Source organism: Streptomyces sp. NPDC030222 (assembly GCF_055573115.1).
Map to the genome: position 1 here is coordinate 177,151 of NZ_JBVICA010000005.1, position 20,880 is coordinate 198,030.

The window sequence follows — 20,880 nt, forward strand, 5'->3', positions numbered from 1 at the left end:
CGAGCGAAGGACCCTTGAATCGTAAGGCGCCGCACGGAGACCCTGTCGTCCGGACCGTCGGCCAACTCGTCGACACCGTCCGCGCCGGGGCTTACGGCTCCGACCCGGCCCACGAGCGGATCTCGCTCGCCTTCACCACGACCCAGGCCGTCCGCCACGAGGGCCGCGCTCGCGGATACCGCAACGAGGTGCTCAGCCTGCGGCTCGACGCGGCCGTCGGATCCTGCGCCGTGGAGCCCGGGGCGCTGCCCGCGGGCGCCCTCGACGACTGCGTGGGCGCCACCGTCGCCGACCTCCTGTCCCATCCGCTCCTGCCGGTGCGGATCGCGGCCCTCGACGCCTACCTGGCCCACGTACGCCCGCACACGCCGGGCAACGGCGCCCGGCCGTATCCGCTGCCGGCTGGTAACTCGCTGAGCCGTTCGCGGGCCCGGGCGCGCGCCGTCGTCGACCTCCTGCCCGCCCACTCCACGACGCCCGGCGAGCACGCGCCGGTTCTGGTGGTCGGAGTGGTGAACTCGCTCCTGGAGCAGCTGCGTTCGCGAGACCGCGCGTACCTGCCGTGCGACCTCAAGGGCGGCACCACCGAGTGGGGAGAGCCCGTCCTCACCGACGCGGCCGCCCACCTCGAACGCTGCGGCGCCGTCCTCGCCTCCGGCATGACTCTCAGCAACGGCACCTTCCAGGGCCTGCTCGATCACGCCGCCGCGACCGGCAAGCCCCTGGTGATGTTCGCCCAGACCGGCAGCGCCGTCCTGCCCCGCTTCCTCGGCGCCGGAGTGAGCGCCGTGTCCGCGGAGCCGTACCCGTTCTTCTGGCTCGACGGCGGCCCGGGCATCATCCACCGCTACGGAGGCCGTCCGTGACCCTCGCTCCACTCCTGCACCGGTCGGACGTCACCGGCGCCAACCCCGATCTCCTGCCGCTGCTGGGTCATACCCCCGTCGCCCATATCCGCACCGACCTGCCCCACGCCCACCCCGGGTTCTGGGCCAAGCTCGAACACCTCGGCGCCGGCGGGATGAAGGCCCGTGCGGCGATGTCCATGCTGACCGGCGCCCGCAGGCGCGGTGAGCTGCGCCCCGGTGCCCCGGTCGTGGAGTCCACCTCCGGCACCATGGGCATCGGGCTGGCCTTCGCCGGGCAGGTCCTCGGCCACCCCGTCGTCCTCGTCGGCGACGCCGAACTCGAACCGTCCATGCGGCAGTTGCTGCGTACCTACGGCGCTCGGCTGGAACTCGTCGACCGCCCGGCCGCCCACGGCGGCTGGCAGGCCGCCCGCATCGCCCGGCTGCGCGAGGTGCTGGCCCGCACCGAGGACGCCTACTGGCCCGACCAGTACAACAACCCCGACAACCCGGCCGGTTACCGTTCGATGGCGGCGGAACTGATCGGCCAGCTCGACCACCTGGACGTCCTGGTGTGCAGCGTGGGCACCGGCGGGCACAGTGCCGGACTGGTCGGACCGCTGCGCCGTCGCTGGCCCCGGCTGAAGGTCATCGGCGTCGACTCCGTCGGCTCCGCCATCTTCGGCCAGCCCGCCCGGCCGCGCTTGATGCGCGGACTCGGCAGCAGCATCCACCCCGGCAACGTCCACCACCGCGTCTTCGACGAGGTGCACTGGGTGGGCCCCGCCGAGGCCGTCGACGCCTGCCGCCGGCTCGCCCGCGGCAGCTTCGTCAGCGGCGGGTGGAGCACCGGCGCCGTCGCCCTGGTCTCCGCGTGGGCCGCCCGGGCCGAGCCCGGCGCCGTCGTCGCCACCGTCTTCCCCGATGGCCCCCACCGCTACCTCGGAACCGTCTACGACGACGACTTCTGCCACGCGCACGGACTCCGGGCCACCGCGCCGGCCACCCGCCCGCTGGAGATCCCGCACCCGCGCGCCGCCGAGGCCCTCGGCTGGACGCGCTGCCGCACCGTCGTGGATCCCGCCGCCCCCGTCCCCGCACCTGGTGGCGCACCCCTCGCCGCCCACGTTCCGGCCCCCGGAGGTGCCGTATGAGACTCACCTGGCACACCGCCTCGCTGGAACTGGCGGAGCCCCTGCGCATCTCCCGCTCCGTGATGGCCCGCCGCGACGCCGTCTGGGTCAGCCTGGAACACGACGGGCTGCGTGGTTGGGGGGAGGCCGTCAGCAGCGACTTCCTCGGACTGTCCACCCAGCACATCCTGCGCCGCCTGAGCGACGTACGGCCGGCCGTCGAGCGCCTGCCGGACCCCGAGACCGCCTGGGATGAACTCGCCCCCGCGGGTTCCCTCGGCGCCGACCTGCCCGCCGGAGTCCTCGCCGCGGTCGAGGCCACCGTACTGGACCTCACCGGGAAGCGAGCCGGTGAACCCGCGCACCGGCTGCTCGGCAGCGCGCTGCCCCCGTCGGCGGCCACGGCCCGCACCATCGGCATCGTCCCGCCGGTGTCCGCGGCCGCCCAGGCCGCCCGGCTCGCCGTAGCCGGATTCACCGTCCTGAAGGTCAAGGCAGGGGCCGACGATCCGGCCGAGGACCTCGCCCGAGTCGAGGCCGTCCGCGAAGGGGCGCCCGCCGGGGACCTGCTGCTCGACCCCAACGGAGCCTGGACCGAGGACCAGGCCCACGCACTGCTGCCCCGCTTCGCCGCTCTCGGCGTCACCGCCGTGGAACAGCCCATCGCGGCCGGCCGCCCCGACGCCCTGGCCCGGGTCGCCGCCCTCTCCCCGGTCCCTGTCATCGCAGACGAGGACGCCGTCTCCTACGAGGACGCCGCATTCCTCGCCGGCAAAGTCCATGGGGTCAACGTCAAACTCGCCAAGTGCGGCGGCGTACGCGCAGCGCTGCGCATCCACGCCGCGCTGCACGGCAGCGGCACCGACCTCATGCTCGGCTGCCTGACGGCCAGTTCGCTCGGCATCGCGCCCGCCGTGCATCTGGTCGACCGGGCCCGCTGGGTCGACCTCGACGGCCATCTGCTGCTCGCCGACGACCCGTGGACCGGGATCGGCGGCACCGACGGCACGGTACGCCCCGCCCCACGCGCCGGCCTGGGCGTGCTGCGCCGTGCCGCGATACCCGCCGGGGCCGCACGGTGAAGACCCTCACCGCGGTGCGCGGCTTCCCACCGGCCGTACGGCTCCTGCTGGTCAACCAGTTCGGCGTCAACACCGGCTTCTACCTCCTCATCCCGTACCTCGCCACCCACCTCACCGACGACCTCGGGATGTCGGCGGCGGTGGTCGGCCTGGTCCTGGGACTGCGCAACCTCAGCCAGCAGGGGATGTTCCTGATCGGGGGCTCGGCGGCCGACCGACTCGGCGCCCGCGGCGTGATCATCGCGGGCTGCGGCCTGCGCACCGTCGGCTTCGCGCTGTTCGCGCTCGGAGACGCCCTGCCCGTACTGATCGCCGCGTCGGTGCTCAGCGGGCTGGCCGGCGCGCTGTTCAACCCGGCCGTACGGACTTACGTCGCGCAGGAGTCCGGCGATCGCAAGGCCGAGGCGTTCGCGCTGTTCAACGTGTTCGCGACGGCAGGGGCGCTGCTCGGGCCACTGCTGGGGAGCCTGCTGCTGTTCGGCGGATTCAGGGTGGCGGCGCTGACCGCGGCGGGCGTGTTCGCGCTGCTCACCGTCGCTCAGGCCGCCGTACTGCCCGCTCGCGCGGTGCCGCCTCCGGCCGGCTCCGTCCTCGGCGACTGGCGGGAGGTGGCGGGCAACCGGCGCTTCGTGGCCTTCGCCCTGGCCATGGTCGGCATGTACGGCATGGAGAGCCAGCTCTACCTGCTGCTTCCGCACGCCGCGCGGCAGGCCACCGGCTGGGAGGGCGCCGTCGGGCTGCTTTTCGTGGCCGGGACCCTCGCCAACCTCCTGCTCCAGCTGCGCCTCACCCGCCGACTGGCCGCACGAGGCGGCGGACGTGGCCGCTGGATCGCCGCCGGGCTGGCCCTCAGCGCGCTCGGTTTCGTACCGCCCATGCTGGTGGCGGGCACCGTGGGGGAGCATCCGGCGCGGCTGCTGCCGGTCCTGGCCGGGACGCTGCTGCTGCACCTCGGAGTGATGACCGCCGCGCCGTTCGTCATGGAGCTCATCCCCGCGTTCGGCCGCGCGGAGCTCACCGGCACCTTCTACGGCCTGTACTACGCCGTGTCCGGAGTGGCCGCTGCGGGCGCGGGGGCGGGCGTCGGGTGGGCCATGGACACCGCCACGAACACAGGGCCGGCGTGGCTTCCGTACGCCTGCTGCACGGCCCTCGGCCTCGCCTCGGCGGCTGCCGTCACTCGGCTGAACCGGCGCGGGGTCCTGCCCGCCGCCCCCGTCACCGCACCGACTGCCCCGGCCTCCCGGCACCAGGACTCGGACCAGGACCCCGACCCCGACGCGGCCTCCGCCGCCCGGCACCGCGACCCCCGGCCCCTGAGCGAGACCAGATGAGCACCGATCCGAAGAGCACCGATCCGAAGAGCACCGATCCGAAGAGCACCGGCAACCTCCTGACCGATCACCCCGAGCTCTACGAAGAGCGGTTCCCCGACCCCGACCGACTTGCCGCGCGCTGGGCCGAGGACACGCTGCGCCGGCACGGCGCGGGCACCCGGGTTTTGGACATCGGCTGCGGAACCGGCCGCGACGCGGCCTGGCTGCACCACCACGCCGGACGCCGAGTCACCGGAATCGACACCGCCGAAGCGATGCTCGCCCACGCCCGCCGTGCCCACCCGGGCCCCGACTACCACCGCGCCGACATGCGGGACTTCGACCTCGGGGCCGTATTCGACGCGGTCGTCTGCCTGGACAGTGCCCTTCTGTACTGCCACACCAACGACGACCTGACGGCGTTCCTCGACCGCTGCCGCGCCCACCTCACCCCCGGCGGCCTGCTCATCGCGGAGATGCGCAACGGCGCCTTCTTCCTCGGCAACACCGAACTCCTCGACGGACCGCGCACCGCCTCCTTCGACTGGCGCGGCACCTCCCACACCTCCCACACCACCCTGTGGATCGACCACGGCGCCCAACTCCTGCGCCGCCGCCGCACCTGGAGCGCCGACGACGGCACACCGCCACAGGAGCAGCACTCCGCCTGGCGGCTGCTGTTCCCCCAGGAACTGAGGTACTTCCTCACCACCGCGGGCTTCGAGGTCCTCGACCTGTACGACCGCCCCGGCCCACGCACCGAACCGCCCTGGCGCGAAGGCGACTCCCCGCACGGGACCACGAGTTCCGACCGCCTGCACCTCGTCGCCCGGCTCCCTCACCCGGACCACCCCCCGCTCAACTCCCAGCACAGCAACGGAGACACCACACCGTGAACAACCCCCGCTCCGGCCTCGCCCGCAGAGGCCTCCTCCTCGCCACCGCCACCGCCGCCGCCGCCCTCACCGCCGGCTGCGCCGGCGACACCGGCAAGAGCACCGACACCAAGAACGCCGCTGAAGCAGGCACGCCCAAGCGCGGCGGCACGCTGCGCGCAGCCTTCCCGGGCGGCGGGGCGAGCGAGACCCTCGACCCGCACGCCGCCAACCTGTTCGTGGACGCCGCCCGCGCCAAGGCCCTCTACGACAAGCTCGCCGACTTCGGCGCCGACCTCGCGCCCGTACCGCGGCTCGCCCAGCGCTGGGAGCCCAACACCGCCCTCGACACCTGGAAGATCACCCTCCGCAAGGCCACCTTCCACGACGGCCGCCCGGTCACCGCCGAAGACGTCCTCTACAGCTACCGCCGGATCGCCGACCCCAAGGGCACCTTCCGCGCCAAGGCATCACTGGAGCCCATCGACCTCGCGGCCAGCCGTGCCCTCGACGCGTCCACCGTAGAGTTCAAGCTGAAGCGCCCGTACGCCGAATTCCCCAACGTGCTGGCCGCCTTCGGCGCCTACATCGTCCCCAAGGACACCACCTCCTTCGACAAGCCCGTCGGCTCCGGACCGTTCACTTATCGCTCGTTCACGCCCGGCAAGTCCCTGGTGGTCAAGCGCAACGACGCCTACTGGGAGGGCGCACCCCACCTCGACCAGGTCGAGTTCGTCGTCGCCGCCGAGGAGTCGGCCCGCGTCAGCGCCCTGCTCGGCGGCCAGGTCCAGTACGCCCACGAGCTCAACCCCGCCACCGCCCGCACCCACGAGGGCAAGGGGAAGATCGAGGTCATCCGGCTGCCCGGCAGCTCCATGCAGGGCTTCGTGATGAAGACCGACCGGCCGCCGTTCGACGACAAGCGGGTCCGCCAGGCGTTCTTCCTCATCGCCGACCGCAAGGAACTCGTCGACGGCGCCCTCTCCGGCGCCGGCGAGGTCGGCAACGACCTCTTCGGCAAGGGCTACCAGTACTACGCGTCCGGCCTGCCCCAGCGCGCCCAGGACCTCGACCGGGCCCGCGCCCTCCTCAAGGAGGCCGGCGCCGAGAACCTCAAGGTCACCCTGGACACGGCGCCCGCCGCCCCCGGCTTCGTCGAGGCCGCCGGGATCTTCAAGGAGCAGGCCGCCAAGGCCGGGGTCACCGTGGAGGTCAAGGTCGGGAACAAGGACACGTACTGGAAGGACATCCTGGACAACGGGACCTTCGCCTCCTACCGCTCCGGAGCCATGCCCATCGAGTCCCACATCTCACAGCGCCTGCTCACCGGCTCCACCACCAACGCGACCAAGTGGCAGCAGAAGGACTTCGACGACCTCTACCAGCAGGCCCAGTCCAGCCGCGACGTGAAGCAGCGGGCCGCTGTCTACGAGCGCATGCAGCGCCGCCTGCACGACGAAGGCGGCTTCCTGATCTGGGGCTTCGCCGACTGGATCGTCGCCACCGCACCCCCCGTGCACGGCGTCTCCGCCAAGGCCCCGGCCAACACCCTCGACTGGGCCCGCTTCGACAAGATCTGGATCGCGTGACCCTCCACCTCCACTGGGTCGGCCGCCGCCTGCTCCTCGGTCTGGGGCAGACGGCGGCCGTCGTCCTGTTCGTCTTCGCGCTCACCGAGGCCCTGCCCGGGGACGCGGCCGTCGCCCTGGCCGGCGACCAGCCCGACCCCGAGCGCATCGCCCGCATCCGCGCGGCCCTGGACCTGGACCGCCCCGCCACCGAACGCTTCCTGGACTGGGCCGCCGGACTCCTCCACGGTGACCTCGGTACGTCCCTGGTCAGCGGGCGGCCCGTCGCCGGGTACCTGTCCGGCGGCCTCGGGCCCACGGTGCTGCTCGCCTGCGTCACCCTCGCCGTGCTGCTGCCGCTGTCGGCCGGGCTCGGCGTGCTGTGCGCCCGCCGGGAGGGCGGCCCGCTGGACCGTACCCTCAGCGCACTGGCGCTGGCCGTGCACTCCGTACCCGAGTTCGCCCTCGGCGTGCTGCTCGCCACCGTGTTCGGACTGTGGCTGGGCTGGCTGCCGCCCACTGCCGTCGGCGCGGACCCGTTCACCGAGCCGGCCGTACTGGTCCTGCCCGTCCTCGTCCTCATCTCCCGGCCCGTGTGCACGATCAGCCGTCTCGTGCGCGCCGGGATGATCGACGCGATGGCCTCGCCGTACGTCGCCCAGGCCCAGCGCTACGGCGTCGGCGGCGCGCGCGTCCGCTGGGCGCACGCCCTGCCCAACGCCCTCGCCCCGGCCGCCCAGCAGCTGGCCCGGACCTGCGACTGGCTGCTGAGCGGAGTGATCGTCGTCGAAGCCCTCTTCGTCGTCCCTGGCCTCGGAACCGTGCTCATCGACGCCGTCGCCGCCCGCGACGTGCCCGTCGTCCAGGGCATGGCCGTGGTCTTCGGTGTGGTCACCGTCCTGGCGAACCTCGGGGCCGATCTCGTGGCCCGCCGGTTCGCCCCCCGTGCGGAGGTGGTCGCATGAGGCGTCACGCGCCCCGATACGCGCTCGCCGTGGGGCTCATCGCCGTGCCCCTGCTGCTGGCCGCCCTCGGGCCGCTGATCGCCGGACCAGCCGGGCCGCGCTCGGTCTCCTTCGCCTCGGGCGACGGGCACTGGCTCGGCACCGATTTCAGCGGCCGGGACGTCTGGCAACAGATCCTGCTCGGCGGCCGGTCCGTGGTCCTCGTGGCGCTCGCGGCCACCGGTCTCGCCTATCTGGTGGCCGTCCCGCTCGGGCTGACCGCCGCGCTCACCCGTCGTACCTGGCTGGAGGAGGCCCTCATGCGGCCCCTCGACGTACTGATCGCCGTGCCGTCGCTCCTGCTGGTGCTGCTGGTGGCGGCGACCCTGACCCCGGGGCCGGCCGGGCTGGCCGTCCTGGTCGGGCTGGCCGCCGTACCCGACATCGCGCGTGTCGTGCACGCGGCGGCCGCCGAGATCTCCGCCCGGCCGGCCGTCGAGGCGCTGCGGATGCAGGGCGAGTCCTGGTGGCGTACGGCGCTCGGCTATGTGGCCCGGTCCATGCGCCGTACCCTCGCCGCCGACGCCGGGATCCGGCTGACCGGCGCCCTGTACCTGGTGGCCACGGCCGCGTTCCTCGGGATCGGCGTCGAGCCGGACGCCGCCGACTGGGCGGTGATGGTGGACCGCAACCGCACGGGCCTGTTCCTCCAGCCGTGGGCCGTGGCGGTGCCCGCCCTGCTCATCGCCGCCCTGTCGATGGGCACCAACCTGCTCTTCGACGCCGCCCTGCACACACCGGCCGCCAAGGCCGCCAGGAAAGGAGGCCGGGGATGAACCCGGTCGCTGAAGTGGACGGACTGCGCGTGGAGGTGGCCGGCGGCACCCTCGTCGACGGCGTGAGCCTGACGGCCCACCCCGGCCGGATCACCGCTCTCGTCGGGCCCTCGGGCAGCGGGAAGACCACCACAGGACGCGCCCTGTTCGGCGAGTTCCCGCCCGGCGCCCGGGTCGACGGCCGGATCCACACCCCAGGACCCGGAGCCGTCGGCTACGTACCCCAGCACCCCGCCGCCGTCCTCAACCCCGCCCGGCGTGCCGGAGCGCTCCTGCGCGACATCGCCGCCCTGCGGGGCGGCACCCGCCGTGAGATCCGCGACCGCGTCGAGCACGCCCTGCGCCGGGCCCAGCTGCCCGACCCCACGATGGTGCTGCGCCGCTACCCCCACCAGCTCTCCGGCGGCCAGCAGCAGCGGGTCGTCATCGCGCAGGCCCTGCTCCTCGGCGCCAAGGTGATCGTCGCCGACGAACCCACCACGGGCCAGGACCCGGCCACCAAACGGGGCGTCGTCGAGGCGCTGGCCGACCTCGCCGTGCAGGGCATCGCCCTGGTCCTGCTGAGCCACGACTGGGACGTCGTACGGCAGTTGGCCGACGATGTCGTCGTGCTGCGGGCCGGTCGTGTCGTGGACCGGGGGCCGGCGGACGCGGTGCTGCCCGCTGTGGTGAAGCCGGTGACCGACCGGACACGATCCGCCGTACGACCCGGCGGAGAGCGCTTGGCGGCACAGGACCTGACCGCCCGGCACCGGACCGCGCGTGGCACGGTTCCGGTGCTGCACGGCGTCACGGTGTCGGTCGCGCCGGGGGAGTGCCTGGCCGTGGTCGGCCGTTCCGGCGGCGGCAAGACCACTCTGGGCCGGTGCCTGGCCGGGCTCCACTCCGCGTACGACGGGGCGGTCCTGCTCGACGGGGCTCCGCTGCCACGCAGCCTCCGCGCCCGCTCCCGCACCGAACTGGCGGCCGTCCAGTACGTGTTCCAGGACCCCACGGCGGCCTTCGACGAGCACCGGCCGGTCCTCGACCAGGTCGCCCGCACGGCGGTCCGGCTGCGCGGAGCCGACCGGGACACCGCACGCAGGGCCGCCGTACGAACCCTGGCGGAGCTGGGGCTGGCCGAGGCCCTGACCTTGCGCCGCCCCGGCGCGCTGTCCGGCGGGGAGCTCCAGCGTGCCGCACTGGCGCGGGCACTGCTGGCCGAGCCCAAGGTCCTGATCTGCGACGAGATCACCTCCGGCCTGGACCCGGCCACGCGCGACGCCATCCTCGCCGTTCTGACGGGGCTCCGTGACGAGACGGGACTCAGCCTGGTGTTCATCACCCACGACCGGGCGGCCGCCGACACCCTGGCCGACCGGACGGCGGAGCTCGACGCCGGCCGTTTGGTCATGTGCGGGTAGCCGTCTGCTGCCGTCGCGGCGACCGGTCATGCAGGCAGAGACAGCCCCGACTTCGTGACGCCCGCTTGACGCTCGGCCTTCCTGAGAGAGACGTCGGTGTGGGTCTGACCTGCGGATCCCTTGATCGTTTAGCTGGATGACATCTTTTCGGTCGCGAAGGGGTCCTGAACTGCCGTTTTGTGCAGCTCCCCGGCCGTTCCGCGCGCCGGGCGGAGCCCGCGCACACGGCGATCGGCCCCCTCGTCGCCGACCTGGTGTCTCCCAGTCCGCGTTCACCGTGCCCTCTTGCTGCTCGGCCACAGCTTCGGCGGCCTCGTGGCGTACGAGACGGCGAGGGCGTTGCGCCGCGAGGGACGCGCACTGCCCGAGCACCTCGGCCTTCGCGTCTCACGAGCATGGCCGTCCTCCTGGTAGTGGTCGTCTGCTTCCGCGCGTGGCGGGGAGGGAACGGGAAGCCGCCGGAAAGGACCCCGAAACGTCAACACGGCGACGCTCGCGGAATCGTCACCGCATCCAGCCGGTGGAAGTCGTCGAAGAGGCCGTCTTCTACGACTTCGCCGGACGAGCCCGGCCCGTGGTCGGTGACCCACGGGCCGGGCTCCTCCGGTTGTCAGGCGAAGGGAATGGTCAGTACGGATCCCGTGCCGACCTGGAGAGTGGACGGGCCGTTGCCCAGGGCGCTCCAGACCTCGACGCGGATGGTGCCGCCGTTCAGGTTGCCCAGGGTGCCCGAGGCGGAGAGCACTCCCTGCCGGGCGGAGGTGTAGTCCTCCCAGCCGGTGATCGGGTCGGAGGCGAAGTAGCGGAACGTCTCGACACGGTCGAAGGTGCCGTCGCCGGTCAGGTCGTAGGAGACCCTGGCCTGCTGGGCGTAGCCGACGTTGGTGCCGGCGTCGACCTTGAAGGTGAAGGCCGTGCCGGCGCCCGCCTTCAGGGTGCCGTTGACGTTCCTCACCTCGTAGACCAGGGGGTTGTAGGGAGTCCCGTCGCGGTTGGCGCCGTCCGCGGAGCGGATGGTGTCCGGGGAACCGGCCGTGGCGGCCTGGGTGGCCAGTTGGCCACCGGAGCGCAGGTAGAAGGTGTCACCCGTCACCGGCGGGTTGCCGGAGGTGGTGACCGTCACGGTGCTGCTGGCCGGGCCGACCTGGTCGGCCGTGTCGCGGGCCTTGACGCTGTAGGTGTAGGAGGTGCCGGCGGTCAGGCCGGTGTCGGTGTACGAGGTGCCGGTGACCGTGGCGACCTTGGTGGTGCCGCGGTGGACGTCGTAGTCCTTGACGCCCTTGTCGTCGACCGCCGCGCTCCAGGTCAGCTTGACGGAGTCGTCGGTGATGTCACTTGCGACCGGGGTGCCGGGCGCGCCGGGCCTGTCGTCGCCGGGGGCGCCGCACAGGGTGCCGAGCTCGGTGTCGCCGCCCGTGCCGGACGCGGTCGACCTCGCGGGGACGTTCAGGACTCCGCCGTCGGAGAAGAGGACCGAGCACGCCTCAGCCGTGTAGTTGTGGGCGGCGTAGGTCTTGGTGCCGTCCTTGTCGAAGACGACGGCGGTGGGCGAGTTGGCCGTGACGGTCATGTCCGGCGAGCCGATGGAGTTCATCGTGGCGACCCAGTGGTAGGTGTGGGCCTTGGTCTCGCCGGCCTCGGGGACGTAGCCGCCGTTCCACCGGTTCCAGTAGCTCATGGCCTTGGCCGGGTCGTAGAGGGCCTGGACCTGCCAGAAGATGTCCTTCCACTCGACGGCCGGGCCGCCGTTCTCCTTCTCCATCTCGACCACGCTGCGGTTGAGCATGGCCTTCTCGCGGGCCAGGTGGAGGGAGCCGCCGGTCATCGGCAGGAAGTTGATGCCGTGGATCTCCTCGGGGTTGGCGGTCCACCAGGTCGCGTAGGCGCCACCGCTGCTCCAGACCATGCCGACGACGTCGTGGGTGAAGTCCTGCGGGTAGACCTGCTGGTCCGCGTCGAACCAGTACTGCGCGATCGACTCCGACTCGGTCGTCATCATGTAGACGCCCTGGTCACGCAGCGCCTTGTCGCCCATGGCCGAGCCCCACATGATCAGGCCGGCGCTGAGGTTGATCGACTCCGAGGACGACTCCTGGTTGTTGCCCGCCGCGAACGACTCGTGGCCGGCGGCCCAGCTGTGGCCGGCGTAGACGTCGAAGCCGCGCAGGAACGGGTACCTGCTGTCGTTCCTCGCCGGGTTGGCGGCGTCCTTGATGAGCTCCTTGACCATGCCGCCCCATTCGGAGTCAGCGGCCCACTGCGGGTCGTACTGCGCCACGATGGCCGCGGCCATCACGTAGTACGAGTAGTGGAAGTGGTGGTCGTTGAGCTCCTGGTCGCTGCCGTAGGAGGCCGGGTACCCGATGAGGGTGCGCCAGTCCTTGTCGTAGGAGAACTCGGAGGGGCCGCCGACCGTGAACCATTCCTCCATGCGGCCCTTGATCAGGGCCAGCAGCTTGTCGCGGTTGGCGGTGTCGCCGACCTGGTCCGCCAGGGGAACGAGCAGGGCGAGCTTGCCCAGGGCCTTGCCGGTCCAGTAGGTGTCGATCGCGCCGCTGAAGGGGTCGCCCTGGGTCAGCACGTCGTTGATGTAGCCCTTGAGCTTCGCCTTGTCGACGCCGGTGGCACTCGGCAGGCCGGGCAGCACACCGTTCACCTTCTGGGTGGTCGTGAAGGACGTGCCCTCGCGGACCTTCATCTCACCGCGCGAGGAGACGTAGCGGTAGGCGGTCAGCGGATCGCCGGTGTGAAGCCACTGGTGGCGGTAGAGCGCCTGGAAGGTGCCGGTCTCGGTGCCTTCCTTCGCCTCGGTGGTCAGCGAGTAGGTGGCCGTGACCTCGCCGTCCCCCTCCCGGTACTCCCAGTCCACCTTCGATCCCGTCACGAAGCTGAAGGCGTACTTCTTGAAGTCGGTCAGCGCCCCCTTGTTCGGGAGGACCGCCAGGGAGAAGTAGTTCCTGCCGCCGAGATCCGCGCGGATCTCGTTGCCCGAGACGGTCCAGTCGCTGCTGCTCGGCGCGAACAGCGCGTAGTCGTGACCGGAGACGGTGACACCGAGGACGTTGCCCTGATCGGCGAAGACGGTCGGCGGGGCAGCGGCGCTGATCCGGGCCGCACCTCCGTTGCCCTCCGCGTACACGTACGGCAGGCCGTGGCCGATGGTCGTCCGCAGACTGCGGGCGCCGTCGTTCCAGTACGGGCTGACGGTCCAGTCACTCCACCCGTCCGCCTTCGCGTCGGGGGAGTTCAGCCCCGCGAGCCCCAGGGTCAGGTCGGCCTTGTGGGGAAACTCGTACTGACGGCCGCCGCCTACGATCTGGTGCGTCGTCGGGTAGCCGACCTCCAAACCTCCCGAGACCGCCTTGTAGGTGAGGGGGTGGCCGTACATGTTCTCCGACCACGGGTTGCTGGAGAAGCGCTGGAAGGCCAGCGAAGTCCACCAGTCGTTCGTCGGGACAGGGGTATCGGCCATGGCGGCGGTGACCTTGGGCTTGACCGCCTGGCCGCCGTTGTTCGACGGCCCCTGGCGGCCGGCCGGGCGAACGTCGCTGTAGCTGCCCATGCCGACCTCGATGGTCGCGGCCGAAGCAACACCGCTGCTCACCGTGCCCAACGCGGTAGCGGCAAGAGCCACCGTGGTCAGCAGTGACAGGTTTCTGCGAGATCTCATGAACAGCCCTTCTGAGAGCGCTCTCACATCGCCGACAACGTAGAGGGGCACCCAGTAGCGGTCAATACTTTGAGCCGAAACTCCTTGAGGGTCACTGCGTTTTCCAGGGAGTGAAGGGTCTGCCGGCGGCGGCAGGGGTCGCTGCGGACCGGCATCTCCGTATCCACCGATGCGCGAAGGGGTCGCCGAAGCTGCTTCCGTGTCCGGCCTGTGCGTGTCGTTTCGTATGCGATCGGGCTACGCTTATGGGGCATATCTACCTGGTGTAGCTGGGAGCGCTCTCAGTCGATGCGTCGCAGGACTATGCTGCAACGGCAGACCGTCCGATTTCCGCGCGTAGAACAGGAGAGACCCTTGCCCGAGCAGATGATGACGCCTCGCCCCACCCTCGAAGAGGTTGCGGCCCGCGCGGGTGTCTCACGGGCGACGGTGTCCCGCGTGGTCAACGGAGGGTCCGGAGTGCGCCAACCGCTGATCGACAAAGTGCGCAAGGCGGTCGAGGAGCTCGGCTACGTCCCCAACCAGGCCGCACGCTCCCTGGTGACCCAACGTACCGGCGCCGTGGCCGTGATCATCGCGGAGCCCGAGTTCCGGGTGTTCTCCGACCCCTTCTTCGAACGGCATGTGAGAGGGATCAGCAGGGAGCTGTCGGCGAACGACCTCCAACTGGTGCTGCTGTGGGTGGAGGGAGAGTCCGATCATGATCGGATCGCCCGCTATCTGTCCGGCGGCCATGTGGACGGGGCTCTCGCCTTCTCCCTGCACAGTGACGACCGGCTCGCCCAGCTGATAGCCCACAGCAGGGTGCCCCATGTGTTCGGTGGCCGCCCCGCCGCGTCCTCCTCCCCGGGCACCCCCTACGTGGACTGTGACAACAGAGGAGGGGCGCGAGCGGCCGTTTCGCACCTCGTTTCCGCGGGGCGAAGCAGAATTGCCCACATCGCGGGTCCGTCCGACCAGACCTCCGCGGTCGACCGTGCGGCCGGCTACCACGACGTCCTCGTCGACGCCGACCCGGAGCTCCTCCAAAGGGGCGACTTCACCGAGGAAAGCGGCGCCCGAGCCATGGCGGCACTGCTCGACCGGTGCCCCGGACTCGACGCGGTCTTCGTCGCGAACGACCTGATGGCCCGGGGCGCGTTGCGTACGCTCCTGGAACGCGGCCGCAGGATTCCCGACGATGTCGCCGTCGTCGGATTCGACGACATGGCGGACGTCGCCAGTGGCGCGGTACCTGCCCTCACCACCGTACGGCAGGACATCGAGGGCATGGGCCGCCTGATGGTCAGACTCCTGATGCGCCGCCTCGACCACCCCGAGCAGGCGGGGGCCGATTCCGTGATCACGCCGACCGTTTTGGTGCAGCGCCAGTCCTCCTGAGGCCGGGTCGGCGCTCAGGCGCCGGCCGGCCGTCGCCGTCCCCGGTGAGAGCGCCGACGCCCGGGCCGGCCGAGCTGTCCTGTGCGTGGGGGAGTGCGCGGAGAAGCGGCGGGCGTCGTGGGGTCCGCGCGGCGACCTGCCGGGGGTTCGGTGCGAGCGTGCTCCCGTATCCCGTCGTGAGCCTTCCGGGTGGTGACCTCCGCCCCGCGAGTCCGCCCGTGCCCCCGCCTCCGGCGGTACGTCTTCGTTCCGACAAGTGAACGGTCCGGTCGGGTAGTTCGTGCCGAAAAATCCGACACTCCGTGCTTCTTGGTGAGTCCAAGCCGTTATTGCTTCAGGCCTTGACGGCGCGCAGCGCGCCCGTGCAGTCTCCACTTGCACATCTGAGAGCGCTCTCAGGCGCCTCGTGCTCAACCGAAGCCCAGGAGGCCCCCATGACCCATGCCAGAGCCGCCAAGAGAACGATCCTCCGCCTCGGTGGAGTGGTGCTGGCAGGTTCCCTGCTCGCGGCTTGCGGATCAGGCTCCGACGGCGCCTCGTCCGAGAAGGCGGGCGGCAAGGTCACGATCACCGTCGACCTCTTCGGCTCCTTCGGCTACAAGGAGGCCGGGCTCTACGCCGAGTACGAGAAGCTCCACCCGAACGTCACCATCAAGCAGACCGACACCCAGGACGAGGCCGACTACTGGAAGTCGCTCCAGACCCGGCTCGCCGGCGGAGGCGGCCTCGCCGACGTCCAGGGCGTCGAGGTCGGTCGCATCGCCTCCGTCACCCAGCAGCAGGCGGACCGCTTCGAGGACCTGCGCAAGTACGGCGCCGACGGGCTCAAGAGCCAGTTCGCCGAAGCCAAGTGGGCCGCCGCCACCGGGAAGAACGGCGAGGTCCTCGGCCTCGGCACCGACGTCGGCCCCGAGGCGATGTGCTACCGCACCGACCTCTTCGAGCAGGCCGGACTGCCCACCGACCGCATGGAACTCGCCAAGCGCTGGGCCACCTGGGACGGCTACCTGGAGCTCGGTAAGCAGTACAAGGCCAAGGCTCCCGCCAAGAACGCCTGGCTGGACAGCGTCGGCAGCCTCTTCTCGATCATGATCGGGCAGGAGGAGGAGCGCTACTACAACGCCTCCGGTGACCTGATCTGGGAGACCAACCCCGCGCTCAAGACCGCCTGGGAGACCTCTGTCAAGGCCAGTGAGGCGGGCCTCAGTGCCAAGCTCGACCAGTGGTCCCCGCAGTGGAACCAGGCCTTCGCCGCCGGCTCCTTCGCCACCATCCCCTGCCCCGCGTGGATGCTCGGCTACATCAAGGGCCAGGCCGGCGAGACCGGCAAGGGCAAGTGGGACATCGCCACGCTGCCCGGCGGCGCCGGTAACTGGGGCGGCTCCTACCTCGCCGTGCCGAAGGCAGCGAAGAACAAGAAGGAGGCGTACGAGCTGATCAAGTGGCTCACCGCGCCCGAGCAGCAGGCCAAGGTCTTCGCCAAGCAGGGCAACTTCCCCTCCGCCACCGGCGCCATCGCCGAGATCGCGGGCACCACGGACCCCTACTTCTCCGGCGCGCCCATCGGCCAGATCTTCGGACACGCGGCCAAGACGTCCCCGGTGCAGGTCCTCGGCGTGCACGACCAGAACATCAACCAGCAGATCACCAACGCGCTGAGCGAGGTCGAGCGCAAGGGCCTCGCCCCGGAGAAGGCGTGGGAGAACGCGAAGAAGGGCGTCGCGAACACCCTCGGATAGGCATCCGGCCGCACCACCCGGAGCTCCGCTCCCCTCCGCCGCCGCATCCGTCCCGCTCGGCGGCGGAGGGGTCCCTCTTTCACTTCTCACGTCGAAGGGCCGCACAGTGACCCTCACCGCCCCGGCGCGGATGACCAAGTCGCGCAAGGCAGCCAGAGCACACCGTCTTCGTGACACGCTGTCGCCGTACGCCTACGTCGCTCCGTTCTTCACCCTCTTCGCCGCCTTCGGGCTCTTCCCTCTGATCTACACCGCGTTCGTCTCCCTCTACCGAGTGGAGCTCCAGACTCCCGGTGACATGGAGTGGCGCGGGCTCGGCAACTACACCGCCCTGTTCGGCGACGAGTTCTTCTGGACCGCGCTGCGGAACACCTTCACCATCGGCGTGCTGTCCACCGTGCCGCAGCTGGTGATGGCGCTCGCCCTGGCGCACCTGCTCAACTACAGACTCCGCGGCCGGACCTTCCTGCGGACGGCGATGCTGCTGCCGTACGCCACCTCGGTCGCCGCCGCGACCCTCGTCTTCGCCCAGCTCTTCGGCCGCGACTTCGGGCTCTTCAACTACGTCCTCGGCCTCATCGGTGTCGGCCCGGTCGACTGGCAGAACGGAACCCTCACCTCCCAGATCGCGGTCTCCGCGATCGTCGTCTGGCGGTGGACCGGGTACAACGCGCTGATCTACCTCGCCGGCATGCAGTCCATCCCGTGCGAGCTGTACGAGGCGGCCGAGGTGGACGGGGCCTCCCGGTGGCGGCAGTTCTTCCACGTGACGCTGCCGGGGCTGCGGCCGACGATCCTCTTCACGGTCGTGGTCTCCACGATCGGCGCCACCCAGCTCTTCGGTGAGCCGCTGCTCTTCGAGGGCTCCATGTCGGGCGGTATCTCGCACCAGTACCAGACGCTCGGGCTCTACATGTACGAGCAGGGCTGGGGCTTCTTCCACCTGGGGCGGGCGGCCGCCATCGCCTGGGTGATGTTCCTGCTGATCCTGGTGTTGGTCGGGGTCAACGCCCTGATCGCGCGCCGCCGTTCCCGCAAGGAGGCCGGCCGATGACCGTGCTCGCCGACCTGCCCGCCCCCGCCGTCTCCCCCACCCGGCGGTCGTCCGGCCGTCCGCGCCGGTCGGGCGCCGGGCGGACGATGAAGGCCGGTCCGCTCGCGTACGCCGTGCTGATCCTGGCGGTCCTCGTCTCGGCCTTTCCCTTCTACTGGACGATCGTCGCGGCCAGCCGTTCCAACGCCGACCTGGCGCAGGTGCCGCCGTCACTGGTGCCGGGCCCGCACCTGATCCGCAACTTCGAGGCCGTCCTCGAAGAAGCGGACATCGGCAAGGCGCTGCTCAACTCGCTGATCGTGTCCGGCTCGATCACCGTCGGCACCGTGCTGTGCTGCACGCTCGCCGGCTTCGCCTTCGCCAAGCTCCGTTTCCGGGGCCGGGGCGCGCTGCTCGCGGTCACGGTCGGCATGATGATGATCCCGCCGCAGCTCGGCGTCATCCCGCTCTTCATGCTGATCGCCGAACTCGGCTGGGTGAACCAGCTCCAGTCGGTGATCCTGCCCGGCCTGGTCTCCGCCTTCGGCGTCTTCTTCATGCGTCAGTACCTGGTCCAGTCGCTGCCCGACGAACTGATCGAGGCGGCCCGGGTGGACGGCGCCTCCACGGCCCGGGTCTTCTGGTCCATCGTGATGCCGATCGCCCGGCCCGGCATGGCCGTCCTCGGCCTGCTCACCTTCATGGCCGCCTGGAACGACTTCTTCTGGCCCGTCGTCGCCCTCTCCTCCTCCGAACCGACGGTCCAGGTCGCGCTCCGCCAGCTCGGCGGCGGATACGTCCACGACCAGTCGGTGATCATGGCGGGCACCCTGCTCGGCACGCTGCCCGTGCTGCTCGTCTTCGGTCTCTTCGGCCGTCAGATCGTCGGCGGCATCATGCAGGGAGCCGTCAAGGGGTGATCAGCGACGGCCTCCGACCATCCCCTGCCCCCACCTGCCCTCTTCCTCGGAGCGATCAGCCCATGACTGCACTTGACACGTTCACCCGTAAAACGACCGAGCTGCGATTTCCCAGCGGCTTCCGATGGGGAACCGCCACCGCCGCCTACCAGATCGAGGGCGCGGCCGCGGAAGACGGCCGGACCCCGTCCATCTGGGACACCTTCAGCCACACCCCGGGCAAGGTGCACCACGGGGACACCGGTGACATCGCCGCCGACCACTACCACCGGATGCCCGAGGACGTCGCTCTCATGCGGCGCCTCGGCGTGACCGACTACCGCTTCTCCGTCGCCTGGCCCCGCGTCCAGCCGACCGGCCGGGGGCCTGCCGTCCGGAAGGGCCTCGACTTCTACCGCCGGCTCGTCGACGAACTCCTTCAGGCCGGAATCCGCCCCGTCGCCACCCTCTACCACTGGGACCTTCCCCAGGAGCTCGAGAACGCGGGCGGCTGGCCACAGCGGGAAACCGCCCGGCGCTTCGCCGAGTACGCGACCATCATGGCCGACGCTCTCGGCGACCGAGTCGCGACCTGGACCACCCTGAACGAACCGTGGTGCGCAGCCTTCCTCGGCTACGGAAACGGGGTGCACGCCCCGGGCCGGACCAGCGACGCGGACGCACTGCGCGCCGCCCACCACCTCAACCTCGCCCACGGCTGGGCAGCCCAAGCCCTGCGCACCACACTGCCGAACACGGCCGAGATGTCGCTGACCCTCAACCTCCACGCCCTGCGGCCGCTCACGCCCGCCGCCGACGACCTTGACGCGGTCCGGCGGATCGACGCCGTCGCCAACCGGATCTTCCTCGATCCCGTCTTCCACGGCCGCCTCCCGGACGACCTGATCCGCGACACGGCAGGAATCACGGACTGGTCCTTCGTCCAGGACGGCGATCTCGATGTGACCTCGACACCGATCGACTCGCTCGGCATCAACTACTACTCGCCCACCGTCGTCGCGGCCGGCGAATCCGAGTCACCGTCCCCCTGGGCCGGTGCCGAGCACCACGTCCGGCTCCTCCCCGCACCTGGACCACGCACGGCCATGGACTGGCCCGTGGACGCCGATGGACTCTACGAGCTGCTGACACGGCTGCGTGACGAACTGCCGCACGTTCCCCTGCTGATCACCGAGAACGGCGCAGCTTACGACGACTACGCGGACCCGTCCGGCCAGGTCCACGATCCCGAGCGGATTTCGTACCTGCACGGTCATCTGATCGCCGTTCATCGGGCGATCGAGGCCGGCGCAGACGTGCGGGGTTACTTCCTGTGGTCGCTGCTCGACAACTTCGAATGGGCCTACGGCTACAGCAAGCGGTTCGGCATCGTCCATGTCGACTTCGCCACTCAGCGACGCAGGCTCAAGGACAGCGCGACCTGGTACGGGCAGACCATCGCACGCAACGCGGTGGAGAAGCATTAGAGAACGTCGACTCGCTCCTCGCACGGACATGCTCAGGGGAAGAGCGTCTCTCCGGCACCGTTTGGGGGATCCGTTCGGCGAAGCCTTGGCAGACGACGTCGGTTCTGCTCGACGAGCATCGCTCCCATGCCGTGAGATCACCGTCCGTTCCTGGCCGGACGGTGATCAGCGCGCCAGACATCTCGTCCGGGCTTCGACTCCCGACTCGGGTGACCAGGCAGATGTCGACTCGGGTCCGCTCGACCGATTGATACCCGTGGGGGTATTTGACAGTCGGGGCAGGAGCCCTTTACGGTCGATGGTGTAATACCCAGGGGGGTATCTGGAGGTGAATCTCGCCATGGCTGGTGAAGTGGACCTGGAAACCTTTGCCGCCGCCTGGAGTGCCGGCGCCGCCGTCGTCGACGTGCGGGAGCCGGAGGAGTACCGGGCGGGGCATGTGTCCGGCGCGCGACTCGCTCCGCTGTCCGCCTTTCCGGCCGCTCTTCCCCGTGTGCCCAGGGATCGCCAGGTGTACGTGATCTGCGCGAGCGGCAACCGCAGTCAGTGGGCCGCGGACCGGCTCGCAGTCGCCGGGCTGGACGCCCTCTCCGTCGTCGGCGGCACCCGGGGCTGGGTCGACAGTGGTCGCCCGGTCGTGACGGGGTCCGCTCCGGGGGCGGTCTGA

General features: G+C 70.9%; 17 protein-coding genes. 16 read left to right on the forward strand and 1 reads right to left on the reverse strand.

Going from position 1 to position 20,880, the window contains the following annotated elements; genetic code table 11:
• The first annotated feature begins 14 nt into the window (after positions 1-14).
• From ACZ4Z5_RS09635 to ACZ4Z5_RS09680, 10 genes are all read left to right on the forward strand, one after another.
• A complete protein-coding gene (locus ACZ4Z5_RS09635) occupies positions 15-866 on the forward strand; it encodes a Rossmann-like domain-containing protein (RefSeq protein WP_468259116.1) in 852 nt (283 codons plus the stop codon).
• The gene (locus ACZ4Z5_RS09640; protein WP_468259119.1) at positions 863-2,002 is read left to right on the forward strand and encodes a PLP-dependent cysteine synthase family protein; all 1,140 of its coding nucleotides are present in this window, start codon (positions 863-865) and stop codon (positions 2,000-2,002) included. Before ACZ4Z5_RS09635 ends, ACZ4Z5_RS09640 begins: the two co-directional genes overlap by 4 nt.
• Positions 1,999-3,063, forward strand: coding sequence for a dipeptide epimerase (locus ACZ4Z5_RS09645; protein ID WP_468259122.1), 1,065 nt, complete (start codon positions 1,999-2,001; stop codon positions 3,061-3,063). The genes ACZ4Z5_RS09640 and ACZ4Z5_RS09645 overlap by 4 nt, the downstream gene beginning before the upstream one ends.
• Entirely contained in the window at positions 3,060-4,397 is a 1,338-nt protein-coding gene (locus tag ACZ4Z5_RS09650; RefSeq protein ID WP_468259125.1) for an MFS transporter, read from the forward strand. Before ACZ4Z5_RS09645 ends, ACZ4Z5_RS09650 begins: the two co-directional genes overlap by 4 nt.
• Positions 4,394-5,275 (forward strand): class I SAM-dependent methyltransferase, encoded by an 882-nt coding sequence (locus ACZ4Z5_RS09655; RefSeq protein ID WP_468259128.1) that lies wholly within the window; start codon positions 4,394-4,396, stop codon positions 5,273-5,275. Before ACZ4Z5_RS09650 ends, ACZ4Z5_RS09655 begins: the two co-directional genes overlap by 4 nt.
• Entirely contained in the window at positions 5,272-6,843 is a 1,572-nt protein-coding gene (locus ACZ4Z5_RS09660; RefSeq protein ID WP_468259130.1) for an ABC transporter substrate-binding protein, read from the forward strand. Before ACZ4Z5_RS09655 ends, ACZ4Z5_RS09660 begins: the two co-directional genes overlap by 4 nt.
• Positions 6,831-7,787 (forward strand): ABC transporter permease, encoded by a 957-nt coding sequence (locus ACZ4Z5_RS09665; protein WP_468259607.1) that lies wholly within the window; start codon positions 6,831-6,833, stop codon positions 7,785-7,787. Before ACZ4Z5_RS09660 ends, ACZ4Z5_RS09665 begins: the two co-directional genes overlap by 13 nt.
• Complete coding sequence (locus ACZ4Z5_RS09670; protein WP_468259133.1) at positions 7,784-8,602, forward strand: ABC transporter permease; 819 nt, start codon at positions 7,784-7,786, stop codon at positions 8,600-8,602. The genes ACZ4Z5_RS09665 and ACZ4Z5_RS09670 overlap by 4 nt, the downstream gene beginning before the upstream one ends.
• Positions 8,599-10,005: an ABC transporter ATP-binding protein gene (locus ACZ4Z5_RS09675; RefSeq protein ID WP_468259136.1), complete on the forward strand. Its 1,407-nt coding sequence runs from the start codon at positions 8,599-8,601 to the stop codon at positions 10,003-10,005. The genes ACZ4Z5_RS09670 and ACZ4Z5_RS09675 overlap by 4 nt, the downstream gene beginning before the upstream one ends.
• A 285-nt stretch (positions 10,006-10,290) precedes the next feature.
• Complete coding sequence (locus tag ACZ4Z5_RS09680) at positions 10,291-10,419, forward strand: thioesterase domain-containing protein (RefSeq protein ID WP_468259139.1); 129 nt, start codon at positions 10,291-10,293, stop codon at positions 10,417-10,419.
• Between the two features lie 196 nt (positions 10,420-10,615).
• Here the strand turns inward: ACZ4Z5_RS09680 and ACZ4Z5_RS09685 are convergent, their stop codons facing one another.
• A complete protein-coding gene (locus ACZ4Z5_RS09685; RefSeq protein ID WP_468259141.1) occupies positions 10,616-13,675 on the reverse strand; it encodes a glycosyl hydrolase in 3,060 nt (1,019 codons plus the stop codon).
• Between the two features lie 366 nt (positions 13,676-14,041).
• Between ACZ4Z5_RS09685 and ACZ4Z5_RS09690 the strand changes: the two genes are divergently transcribed.
• From ACZ4Z5_RS09690 to ACZ4Z5_RS09715, 6 genes are all read left to right on the forward strand, one after another.
• A complete protein-coding gene (locus ACZ4Z5_RS09690) occupies positions 14,042-15,055 on the forward strand; it encodes a LacI family DNA-binding transcriptional regulator (RefSeq protein ID WP_468259609.1) in 1,014 nt (337 codons plus the stop codon).
• Between the two features lie 434 nt (positions 15,056-15,489).
• The gene (locus tag ACZ4Z5_RS09695) at positions 15,490-16,794 is read left to right on the forward strand and encodes an ABC transporter substrate-binding protein (protein ID WP_468259144.1); all 1,305 of its coding nucleotides are present in this window, start codon (positions 15,490-15,492) and stop codon (positions 16,792-16,794) included.
• A 130-nt stretch (positions 16,795-16,924) separates the two neighbouring features.
• Positions 16,925-17,848, forward strand: a complete 924-nt coding sequence (locus ACZ4Z5_RS09700; protein ID WP_468259612.1) for a carbohydrate ABC transporter permease — start codon at positions 16,925-16,927, stop codon at positions 17,846-17,848.
• Positions 17,845-18,747 (forward strand): carbohydrate ABC transporter permease, encoded by a 903-nt coding sequence (locus tag ACZ4Z5_RS09705; RefSeq protein WP_468259147.1) that lies wholly within the window; start codon positions 17,845-17,847, stop codon positions 18,745-18,747. Before ACZ4Z5_RS09700 ends, ACZ4Z5_RS09705 begins: the two co-directional genes overlap by 4 nt.
• 62 nt (positions 18,748-18,809) lie before the next feature.
• On the forward strand, positions 18,810-20,213 hold the full coding sequence (locus tag ACZ4Z5_RS09710; protein WP_468259150.1) for a GH1 family beta-glucosidase: 1,404 nt from the start codon (positions 18,810-18,812) through the stop codon (positions 20,211-20,213).
• A gap of 340 nt (positions 20,214-20,553) precedes the next feature.
• Entirely contained in the window at positions 20,554-20,880 is a 327-nt protein-coding gene (locus tag ACZ4Z5_RS09715) for a rhodanese-like domain-containing protein (RefSeq protein ID WP_468259152.1), read from the forward strand.